Source organism: Frankia sp. Cppng1_Ct_nod (genome assembly GCF_920656135.1).
GTDB lineage: Bacteria > Actinomycetota > Actinomycetes > Frankiales > Frankiaceae > Protofrankia > Protofrankia meridionalis.
The window spans coordinates 1-9,776 of the sequence record NZ_CAKKTK010000116.1 but is presented as its reverse complement, the minus strand read 5'-3'; the positions used below and the strand labels follow the sequence as shown (position 1 = coordinate 9,776).

Sequence of the window (9,776 nt, the reverse complement as noted above, 5' to 3'; positions counted from 1 at the left end):
CCCGCCGAAGTGGAAGTGGAGCAGCGCTCGATCGGGGTCGGCGTCCTCGGGGATGGCCCAGAGGGCGGGGACGCCGCCGGCGTCCACTTCGGCGTAGGTGACGCCTTCGGGCTCGGTTGACGCCCGATGGTGCGTCTCGACGATGTCGCGCACGATGGCCAGGTCCAGGCCCGGTGTCGACGACTTCACGCTCACGCTTTCAAGAAACTGCGCGAACTGCTGTGCCTCTGGGCTTACTCCCATGGTGACGCTCCTTCTCAGGTCAGCGCTGCGCCCGCTTCTCGCGCAGTCAGGCCGGTGTGCCGATGGCGACGTCAGCCGGGAAGCCGGTTGAGCTTGCGGATCTGCTTGTCGAAGACCCGGGCGGGGGCGACGCGGCGCAGCATCCGGATGCGTGCGGCGGTCGGGCCGGCGGGGTAGCGCAGCTTCGGCTTCGGGTCGGTGGCCGCCGCGACGATCGCCTTGGCAACCATGGCGGGCTCGTCGCCGCCCTTCAGCCCCTCCGCCAGCACCTCCTCGAAGATGCGCCCTTGCTGGGCGTAGGCCGGCAGGGGGGTGTCGCCCCGCACCACGCTCCCCTCGAACGGGGTGCTGGTGGGGGCGGGCTCGACAAGCAGCACCCGCACGCCGTGCTCGCGGACCTCGTGGTCCACGGACTCGGAGTAGCCCTCGACTGCGTGCTTGGACGCGACATAGACGGCCATGTGGGGCTGCGGGGCGAAGCCCGCTACGGACGAGACGTTGAGGATCCGCCCGTTGCCCTGTGCCCGCATGTGCGGTAGGACGGCCCTCATCATCCGGATGACGCCGAAGACGTTGACGTCGAACACCTTCTGGTCCTGCGCAAGGGAGAATTCCTCGGCGGCACCTGCCGACCCGATGCCGGCGTTGTTGACCAGGACGTCGATCCGCCCGAAGCGGTCGATCACCTGCTTGACCGCGGCGGTGACCGACTCGTCGCTGGTCACGTCGAGGTCGAGGAACGTCACGCCGTCTTGAGGGGACAGGCCGCGCGTGTGCCGGCTCGTTCCGGTCACCTCGAAGCCCGCCTGGGCGAGCGCGAGTGAGGCTGCCTTGCCGATGCCGGAGGACGCGCCCGTGACGAGCGCTACCGGCCGGGTTGTCGCCATCGTGGACTCCCGGTCTCTTTAGATTATGATCGTTTACCTTACGATCGTAATCGTATATGCCGGACGCGGCGGACGGCAAGTAGTCGACCGCGCGACGCGGAGGCGCTGACGGTCCCACGCTTCGCCCCGCGGGACGTACCCGACGACTTCGAGATCGTCCTGCGCAGGCACGACGGGCGCGACCTGCTCATCGAAGGGGCGCCGATCACCAGCACCGCGATGTCGATCGTGCCGCCGAACGACCTCTACCACGGGGCATCTCCCGTGACGACGACCTGTACAGCTGCACGATGTCGCCGTCACGTGTCCGTCTCGACGGTGTGGACGGCGTCGGTCACCTGGAACTGTCGATGCTGAACCAGCTCGTCGCCGGTTAGCCGTACGCCCACCGCGCGACGAGGCGGCCCGGTGCCCGCGACCTGAAGTCGCGGGCACCGAACCGCTGCTTCAGGCCGCGCATGAGGTCACCTACGCGAAGAGGACACAGCTCGAGCTCCAGGGCGGGCGAGGTCGTCCGCTCCGACCGGAGGCGCCGTCCCCGAGTCTTTCGGGCCGCCTCCCCTGAACGCCGACACGCGTCTGGATCCTGCCGGCGCCGGGGTCAGACGCCGACAGGACGCTTGGACGCGGACCACGGCCGCCGAGCCCAGGAGGACCGCCGCCTGGCAGAGCCCGGAGAAGAAACGTCAGGCGCGGCTACGCAGTGGCCGGCTCAGACAGGCCATCGTGTCCCGCCACATCGCGTCGTGGTCCATCGGTGTACGCGCGTGGTCCTCGGACATCTCACGATATGCCCGGTAGAGGTTGCCGACCAGGCACTCGGCGTCGTGCCTGCGCGCGAACTCGCCGAGGTCGGCGGCACGCGCGGCCTCCAGTTCACCGGGTTGGTAGCGAGTCTCGAAGCGCGCCAGAAAGGCCTTCTCCTTTCCCACCGGCGACCGGCCGGCCGAGCGGCCGTTCACCAGCAACTCGACCTCGTCGGCGTCGGAATAGTGCTCAGTGACCGCTTGCCACCGCACGTCGATGCGCGTCGCGAACGTCTCGGAGCCGACGAGGATGCGGTTGGGAAACAGCTCGCGATCCAGGGCGTAGCGAGAATCGCCGTAGTTCAACCCGGTGACGTCGAGGACGGAAGCGGATTCCTCGGTGGCCTGTGTGACCAGGTCGTGACCGACGGCCGCGCTCCGGACGTGCCTCACCTGCGCGCGATCGAGTCGTAGCGACGTAGCGCCTTCTTGTGCGACGCCAGGGCACGCCGTCGCTCGTCACCCAGACCCACGGTAAGGTTCACCGCCATCGGCAACAGCACCTGTGCCACCGGGTCGTCGAACCCGGCGAAATGCTCGGCAAGTTCTAACGACCTGGTTCACGATTGAGGTCGGGACGTGTCGGCCTGGCGGGCCGACCAATGGATGATCAGTAGGTGGTCTGTCGGGCGAGGACGAGGTCGGTACTTGCCCGGCGTCGGGTTGACCGGCGGGCCGCCCGGTCGGAGACCAGGCCCGCGATAGCGGCGTGTGTCTCGGGGTAGTACTCGCGGCGGCCGAGATAGCGCTGCAACGGCCGCCACTGTTTCTGCTCGCCGATGGCGTGCTCCACACAGATCCGCCGGGCCGACTGCCGTCGGCGGGTCTGGGCGAAGGCATGCCGGTCCCCGAGCGACGTGTTGTGCGCGGGTTTGAGTGGCGGGGCGCTGACCTATCGGGGAACTCGCCTGCCAGGCCCCGGTAGCCCTCATCAACCTCAGCCTGCACCTGCGGGTGCAGGCGGAACTGCTCGGCGATGCCTTCGCTGCGCATCGCGGTCTGGTCGTGCATCCGCCCGGGCCGATCCGCCCCGGACCACAGCAGTCGGCCCTGCCCGTCGCTGATACTGGTCGTCTTCGCGGTGTTCTGTCTCTTCTTACCGGACACGAACGCCCGCCGACCGGGCCGGGCGGCGGCCGGGCGGCGGCCGGGCGGCGGACCTGTACCTCGGTGCCATCGATCCGCAGGGCGATCCCTTCGGTGTGGGCGTAGGCGAACACGTCCGCCAGCGTGCGCAGCCGCACCCCGAGATGGCCGGGGACCGCGAAGCCCCGGGAGGCCAGCAGCGGGCGGACCTCACCCACCGCCCGGGTGACGGTGACCCGGTGGACCCCGTAGAACTGCGCGAGCACGGCATGAGGCAGCTGGAAACGCAGCACAACCAGGGTGACCAGCAGCCGATCGAGGAACACCAGCGTGTGGTGGGGGCCGGCACCGGGCGCGCGCCGGCGGTCGCCACCGCGGCGTTCGCGTAGCTCGGACTCACCGCGGGCAGTCCACGGCCCGGCTAACTCCTCGATCAGATCCCCGAGACGTGCACGGGACAGGCCGCAGCACGCAGGATGAGACAGGGCCGCACGGGCCGAGGAAGGCGTCATAACCCACTCAACCCGTGCGGCCCCTCACCTCACACCCCGACCATCACCGCTATCGCGAACCAAGTCGTTAGAGATTTTCATGATCAAAATGGGCGGTGGAGGTACGTCAACATTGTTGATTATCTTGGGAGCGCATAGGCACGAGAATCTGGTATGCCTGCCGAGTCCTCGGTCTCGGCAGGTTCCATCGGAATGGTCGAATGACAGGTGTTCGTGCGGTCCGGCCGCCGGTTCCGGTCCCGGCGAACTGACGTCGTCGTTTAGGTTCCCGGACAGTGGGTCGGTGGCAGCGCTATACGTGGACGCCGAAGTCGCGGGCGATGCCGGCAAGCCCATCCGCGTAGCCCTGACCGATAGAGCGAAGGCGCCATCCTCCATCGCGCCGATACAACTCGGCGAGCAGCACAGCACGTTCCACCCCGAGACGAGGGAGCGCGAACCTGACGGGTGCAGCCAGGTTCGGCTGCCCGCCTGCATCAGGGCTGACGTCCGAGCGGTCAGCACGCAGATGCAGTCCATCGACTCCGCTGAAGTCCGACTGATCGATACTCGCAGCAATGACGATCCGGACGACCGTCAGCGGCAGCGCCGCAAGGTCGATGGTCAGCTGTTCGTGGACCTCGTCGCTGAGGCCGATCGTCTGCTCACCGTGATGAACGACGGTACGGTCCGGAGTCGCACGCTGGTTGTAGAAGACGAAGTCAGCCTCAGAGCGGATCTTCCCGGAGTCTGCGAGAAGCAGCACAGAAGCGTCAACGTCGAACTTCCCGGCGGGATCGCGCCAGCCGACGGCGATGTTCCATCGGCCGCCGGCTAGCGGCGTGTTCTGCCCGGCGATCAGGGACCTCACCGTGAGCTGCGGAATGAGCTGCGCCAGGTCCTCGCTGTCGACGACCGTCGTGTCGATCTCGGGCTCCGGTTCGGGGCCGTCCGTCGCCGATATCTGGCGGGGCGCGAGCTGCTTTCGGCAACGAGTGAGCCGCTTGGCCAGCTTCTCCCGCATCGAATCCAACGGGATCGGCATGCCGAGCGCCAGGGTCAGAACGTGGGCGGCCTCGTCCCACTCGCCGTCCTTGACGAGTCGCACACTGAGCCGGTCGACTGCCTTGACCGACGGGTAACCCGTACGCACCGCATCACGCAGGGTCTGCAGCGCGAGTGCATGCGAACCGTCGCGTTCCTCTTCGAGCCCGGTCTCGCTCAGGAACCAACCAAGACTCTCCCGATCACCGAGCCGTGCCAGCAGGGCGGGAAGCTCGGCCCGGTACCGCGCGCCGTCTGCCGGGGGCATGCCGCCCCACCGGTCCCGGCCGTCCGCGACAGACAGCAGCCGACCCAGGTAGTCCCCCCGCACGCTCAGCGGGATGCGTTCGGTCAGCATGAGAGACCGTCGACGGTGATGCCGTAGGTGGCGTACTCCAGCGCCTCGGCGAACATCGCCTCGAGGCCCGCTTTCGTCTCGGGGCTACGGTCGTACTCCTCCTCGGCCCAGTCGTAGCGTCGCTGTGCACAGTCAAGAAGCATCGGCCCGGCAGCCGGATCCACCGACCCCCGCCGCGCCGCCCGCCTGTCCACCTCCGGGTCTGGCTGCGCAGCCGCCCCCATACGATCTAACAAGCCCACCGTTACCTCCGAACTGCGTGATCCACCAGCCAGATACCTGGCGGACGGACCGCAAGCCTGCCAGCCGCCGTCACACCATCCACCGCCAAGCGCAAGACGCCAGGCCCTGTCCACCTCGACAACACAGCCGAACACGAAGCAGGACAACAGGCCTGCACTTGCTGACAGACGATGCGGCAGGCAACGCCGATGGACCGGCTTCAGTCGGGAAGCCACATGCCCTGCTCCATCATCACGACGACGGCGGAGAACAGCGCCTGGCAGTCGTCCGGCTCGGGAACGGTCCCCCGTACCCGCGCGCTGGCGCGCCAGCGCATCCACCAGCGCCCGGGCAGCGGTCAACCCCTCGACCGACAATCGGTGCCCGAACGGTTCCGGGCCGCGGTCGGTCCACTCCCGCGGCAGGGTCACACTCCGCGAGGCACCATCCGCACAGACGAAGACCACTGCTCCCGCCCGTCGTTTCGTGAACAGAATCTCCATCCGCTGGCCCACCAGCGGATGGAACGGATGCGTGACCACGAGAAAACCCAAAGATTCTTCGGCCTGTGCGGCCCTATGCAATGACTGTGCCTATCCCCAGTCATGTACCAGCCATGTCCCAGGTTCACCCTTCAGTACGGAGACCTACGAAAACTCCTCAACGCAGCGTCCCTGCCCGCCGACATAGAGATATACCGGACAACTCATTCGTCCTCCCACCCCATGACGACCCTTCCTTTCAGACAGTGACCTTCAGGTCTGCTGTCCACGGAAACGGGATCGCTTCAGTTCCACGAGCAGTGCGGACGGCGGATGCAGGGCAACTGGAACCACGGGCATGCGCACTACCGCTGCCGCTACCCGCAGGAATACGCCGTGGCCAACCGCATCGACCATCCTTTGGCCGTCTACGTCCGCGAAGACACCATCACCCCCGCCCTCGACGCCTGGCTCGCCGCTGCCTTCGCCCCCAGCCACATCGAGGCCACCCTGACCGCCCTCAACCACACCCAACCCGACACCACTCCCCCGAGCGACCCCCTACGGCAGGCCATCGCAGACTGCGACCGCAAACTCGCCCGTCACCGCGCCGCCCTCGAAGCCGGCGCCGACCCCGCCATCGTCACGAACTGGATCGCTGAAGTCCAAGCCGAACGCGCCACCGCCGTCGCGGCGATCGGCCGCCGAGGCACAGCAACCCCGCCACAGACCCGGCTCACCCGGCAACAGATCAGAGATCTCGTCGATGGCCTCGGCGGACTCCTCGCAATCCCGCACAAGGCAGATCCGGCCGACAAGGCCGAGGTCTACCACGAACTCGGCCTGAAGTTGACCTACGACCACAAAACAGAAACGATCATGGCGGAAGCCATGCCGAGATCATCGGTGTGCGTAGTGTCTGTGTCCGAGGGGGGACTCGAACCATTACCCCACGGCCCCTCGTCCTCGCCACCGAGCTTCCCCTCCCCCAACAATGAGCCACCAGCAACTTTCCGCAGACCTGATGGAAGGCCACGGAGGTGTCCGGAGCTCTACTGTTCGCTTCGAAGGTTGCGGACGGGACACATCAGACCGGGCGTACCGGCGAACTTTCGGTCCACCGTCACCAGCTCGGCGCCCAACACCTCCGCCAGCGCGACGTACGCAGCGTCATACGGCCACATGTTGTGCCGAAGCGCCCAGATCCGCGAGAGCAGCGGCACATGGTCGAAACGCCTCAGCGGCATGCGACCGAGCAGATCCAGGGCACGTGCCCCTTCGTCCGCAGGCAGCTTTCCCCCGCGTACCAGGCCTCGCAACGTCGAGGCGCATTCGAGATCGACGGCGTGCGGTGCGGCCAGCCGCTCACCGAAAGCGAGCGCACGCACCTTCTCCGCAACAGGGTCCGAACCAACCAGGAACTCGACCAGGGCGGAGGTGTCCAGAACAATCACGCGTGGGAATCGCGCATCTCGGCGACGGCGTCCACCACGTCGGCGACGGTCACCGCGCCCCGAGCCGCGATGGAACGCGCCTGCTCGGCGGCCTCCTCAGCGGTCAGCATGACCGCCTCCCCCTCCAGCAGATGACGGACATAGGCTTGTAGAGACTGCCCGGCTCGGACAGCCCGCACCTTCAGGACGGTGACGGTCTCCTCGGAGACCTCGCGAACATGAATGGTAGCCATGCAAGCATCCTAGTCCCACAGCCAACACCTCACCTGAACAGTCTCGACCTGGGCGCCCCCCGTGAAGATCTGACCGGAGAGCCCCGACCGCGGCGTTGCGTTCCAACCCCCGGCCCCGATACCCCTCGTCCGGTTGCCCGTCGGGCCGCAGCCCCGCCAGCACACGCACGAACATCTCCGCGAACTCAGCGTAGTCGCCGCGAACCGTGCCGCCACCGGCCCGTCCGCCCGGTGGACCGCATACGCCCCCAGCGCCTACTTCAACGCCTCCCCGCCGTCGAACAGGCCGACACCGAGGCCGGACAGGAACTCGATCCAGTCCCGCAGCACCCGCGCGTAGGCCGCCCACGTCACGCTCGCCGGCGCCCCACTCGATGGCAGCTCCCGCAGCTCCCGCAGCCACCGGTTCACCACGGCCGCCGGCCGCGTCACCCCACCGTCGTCGTCGAACCGCAGTGAAGCGATCCCGTTTCCGTGGACAGCAGACCTGAAGGTCACTGTCTGAAAGGAAGGGCCGTCATGGGGTCGACTCCCCGGAAGTACACGCAGGAGTACAAAGACGAGGCGGTAAAATTGGCGCTCGACTCCGACCGGTCGTTAGCCGAGATCGCGAAGAGTCTGGGTATCAATGAATCAACCTTGGGGAACTGGGTGACGAAGGCGAAAAAGGGCTCTTCGTAGTTGGCCTGCGGCCGTGTTTGAAGGATGACGCCGGGTATCGACGGTGTTGTGACGGTGTGTGACCGGCGTGGCGTCCGGGAAAGGAACGCACCCGCCCTCTGGAAAGATCGCGACTTGTTGAAGGTCCGTGATCGCCAAAGAACGGGTGCGTCTTGCAGGGTACGGGGTGTGCGGTGGCCGGGCTGCTGGGGCTCGACGGTTTCGAGGTCGAGCTGGTCGAGCGGGAGGCGGACGGGTCGGTCTCGGTGCATGTGGTCGCCGCGCCGGGGACCGTGGTGTGCCACCCGCGGTGCCAGGCCGTGGCGTCGCGGGTGTGGACGCGGGTCGGGCACACGGTGCGCCACCTGGCGTTGGCGCCGATGCGGGTGACCTGGCACAAGCGCGTGATGGCCTGCGACGCCGGCTGCGGGCAGGGCCGGTTCCTCGAGGACGTTGCGCTGGCGGCGCGCGGTGGGCGGGTCTCGCTGGGTGCCCTCGACCTGGTCGGCCACCTCGTCGGTGACGGGCTCGTCGCGGTCGACACGGCCGCCGGCTGGGCCGGGGTCGCCTGGCACACCGCGCACGGCGGCTTCACCCGCCTCGCCGGGCGGGCCGGGATCGTCGCGGCCGACCCGGCCGTGGTGACCGAGGCGCTGGCCGGCGACGACGAGCTCACCGACGAGGCCACGCTGACCGGCGGCCCGGACACCGGCGGCCCGGACACGACCGAGGCCGTCGAGCCGGTGGTGGTCGACCCGGAGCTGGTGCGCACGTTGCGCGCGGTGCTCGGCCCGATGCCGCTGGTCCGGGTCCTCGGGATCGACGACCAGCGGCGCGGTGCCCGCCGCTTCCACAAGGACCCGGCCAGCGGCGCCTGGGTCGCCGACACCGACTGCTGGCAGACGGTGTTCATCGACACGGCCGGCGGGCACGGCCTGCTCGGCCTGGTCGAGGGCCGGCGCAAGGCCCCGGCCGTCGCCTGGATCCTCGCCCTGCCCGAACAGGTCCGTGCCGGGATCGAGGTGGTCACGATGGACCTCTCGCCCGTCTACCGGGCCGTGGCCCGCGAGGCCCTCCCGCATGCCCTGGTCTGCGCCGACCTGTTCCACGTCGCGCAGCTCGCGAACAAGATGGTCGACGACGTGCGGCGGCGCAACACCCACCGGCTGCGCGGCCGGCGCGGCCGGCGCGGCCGACCCCGAATACGCGGTCAAGAACCTGCTGAAGTGGGGACCGCGCACGCTCTCCCGCCGGGGCCGCCGGAAGATCCTCGAGACGCTCGGCGGGCTCGAACTGATCGACGGCCAGGCCGCGAACGAGATCCGGATCGCCTGGACGGCGAAGAACCTGCTCCTCGACCTGCTCGCGCTCGCCCCGTCCCGCACCGGCCGGGCGACCTGCCGCACCGACATCGCCCGCGCCCTGTTCCGGTTCGGCGACTACGTCGCGACCTTCGGGCGCGATCTCCCTGAACTGGTCACCCTCGCCGAGACGACCGACACCTGGCTGACCGAGATCACCAACGGCGTGCTCACCGGCCTCACGAACGCCGCCGCCGAGGGCATCAACCGGATCACCAAACTCGTCTACCGCGGCGCCTTCGGGTTCCGCAACGTCACCAACCAGCAACTACGCGCCCGCTACATCGCCTCCCGCGCAGCCCGTCCCAGCTGGCTACCCGGCGTCACCAGCGACCAGCAGGCCACGTAATCACCCGACTACACCCGCAAGCCAACTGCGAAGAGCCTCAATACCTTCAGGTTGCTGCCAGCGGCGTCGGCACCTCTGTTCATCGCCTTTTGCTATGCTA

12 protein-coding genes and 4 pseudogenes are annotated in these 9,776 nt (G+C 68.2%); 3 read left to right on the top strand and 13 right to left on the bottom strand.

Annotated elements, in window-relative coordinates:
• The 13 genes and pseudogenes from NBW77_RS21055 to NBW77_RS21005 all read right to left on the bottom strand — a co-directional run.
• On the bottom strand, nt 1-243 hold a 243-nt coding region (locus tag NBW77_RS21055; RefSeq protein ID WP_250280205.1), incomplete at its 3' end, for a hypothetical protein.
• 71 nt (nt 244-314) lie between these two features.
• The gene (locus NBW77_RS21050) at nt 315-1,130 is read right to left on the bottom strand and encodes an oxidoreductase (RefSeq protein WP_131746191.1); all 816 of its coding nucleotides are present in this window, start codon (nt 1,128-1,130) and stop codon (nt 315-317) included.
• Between the two features lie 686 nt (nt 1,131-1,816).
• Entirely contained in the window at nt 1,817-2,329 is a 513-nt protein-coding gene (locus NBW77_RS21045; RefSeq protein WP_131746192.1) for a DUF4982 domain-containing protein, read from the bottom strand.
• Between the two features lie 217 nt (nt 2,330-2,546).
• The gene (locus NBW77_RS22930) at nt 2,547-2,729 is read right to left on the bottom strand and encodes a hypothetical protein (RefSeq protein WP_250280204.1); all 183 of its coding nucleotides are present in this window, start codon (nt 2,727-2,729) and stop codon (nt 2,547-2,549) included.
• A gap of 134 nt (nt 2,730-2,863) precedes the next feature.
• Nucleotides 2,864-3,046, bottom strand: a pseudogene (locus NBW77_RS22925) (transposase family protein); the annotation flags it as partial.
• A gap of 218 nt (nt 3,047-3,264) precedes the next feature.
• A pseudogene (locus NBW77_RS22920) lies at nt 3,265-3,534 on the bottom strand (ISAzo13 family transposase); the annotation flags it as partial.
• Nucleotides 3,535-3,826: 292 nt separating this feature from the next.
• Nucleotides 3,827-4,915, bottom strand: a complete 1,089-nt coding sequence (locus tag NBW77_RS21030) for a TerD family protein (RefSeq protein WP_131746193.1) — start codon at nt 4,913-4,915, stop codon at nt 3,827-3,829.
• A complete protein-coding gene (locus NBW77_RS21025; protein WP_131746194.1) occupies nt 4,909-5,157 on the bottom strand; it encodes a hypothetical protein in 249 nt (82 codons plus the stop codon). Before NBW77_RS21025 ends, NBW77_RS21030 begins: the two co-directional genes overlap by 7 nt.
• Nucleotides 5,158-5,526: 369 nt before the next feature.
• Nucleotides 5,527-5,640 (bottom strand): annotated as a pseudogene (locus NBW77_RS22630) (hypothetical protein); the annotation flags it as partial.
• Nucleotides 5,641-6,180: 540 nt separating this feature from the next.
• Nucleotides 6,181-6,453, bottom strand: a complete 273-nt coding sequence (locus NBW77_RS21020; RefSeq protein WP_131746196.1) for a hypothetical protein — start codon at nt 6,451-6,453, stop codon at nt 6,181-6,183.
• 218 nt (nt 6,454-6,671) lie between these two features.
• A complete protein-coding gene (locus tag NBW77_RS21015) occupies nt 6,672-7,073 on the bottom strand; it encodes a type II toxin-antitoxin system VapC family toxin (protein ID WP_131746197.1) in 402 nt (133 codons plus the stop codon).
• Nucleotides 7,070-7,306, bottom strand: coding sequence for a FitA-like ribbon-helix-helix domain-containing protein (locus NBW77_RS21010; protein ID WP_131746198.1), 237 nt, complete (start codon nt 7,304-7,306; stop codon nt 7,070-7,072). The genes NBW77_RS21015 and NBW77_RS21010 overlap by 4 nt, the downstream gene beginning before the upstream one ends.
• Before the next feature lie 255 nt (nt 7,307-7,561).
• Nucleotides 7,562-7,738: a hypothetical protein gene (locus tag NBW77_RS21005; RefSeq protein ID WP_165485972.1), complete on the bottom strand. Its 177-nt coding sequence runs from the start codon at nt 7,736-7,738 to the stop codon at nt 7,562-7,564.
• A gap of 87 nt (nt 7,739-7,825) precedes the next feature.
• On the opposite strand from NBW77_RS21005, the pseudogene NBW77_RS21000 reads away from it, so the two are divergent.
• The 3 genes and pseudogenes from NBW77_RS21000 to NBW77_RS22910 form a co-directional block, all read left to right on the top strand.
• A pseudogene (locus NBW77_RS21000) lies at nt 7,826-7,975 on the top strand (transposase); the annotation flags it as partial.
• Nucleotides 7,976-8,160: 185 nt separating this feature from the next.
• The gene (locus tag NBW77_RS22915) at nt 8,161-9,438 is read left to right on the top strand and encodes a transposase (RefSeq protein ID WP_502799509.1); all 1,278 of its coding nucleotides are present in this window, start codon (nt 8,161-8,163) and stop codon (nt 9,436-9,438) included.
• The gene (locus NBW77_RS22910) at nt 9,326-9,676 is read left to right on the top strand and encodes a transposase (protein ID WP_284346970.1); all 351 of its coding nucleotides are present in this window, start codon (nt 9,326-9,328) and stop codon (nt 9,674-9,676) included. Before NBW77_RS22915 ends, NBW77_RS22910 begins: the two co-directional genes overlap by 113 nt.
• Nucleotides 9,677-9,776 lie beyond the last annotated feature (100 nt).

What these genes read in the sequence shown, in the direction of transcription:
- NBW77_RS21050 (WP_131746191.1), bottom strand. Translation starts at nt 1,130, where the DNA reads ATGGCGACAACCCGGCCGGTAGCGCTCGTCACGGGCGCGTCCTCCGGC.
- NBW77_RS21010 (WP_131746198.1), bottom strand. Translation starts at nt 7,306, where the DNA reads ATGGCTACCATTCATGTTCGCGAGGTCTCCGAGGAGACCGTCACCGTC.
- NBW77_RS21030 (WP_131746193.1), bottom strand. Translation starts at nt 4,915, where the DNA reads ATGCTGACCGAACGCATCCCGCTGAGCGTGCGGGGGGACTACCTGGGT.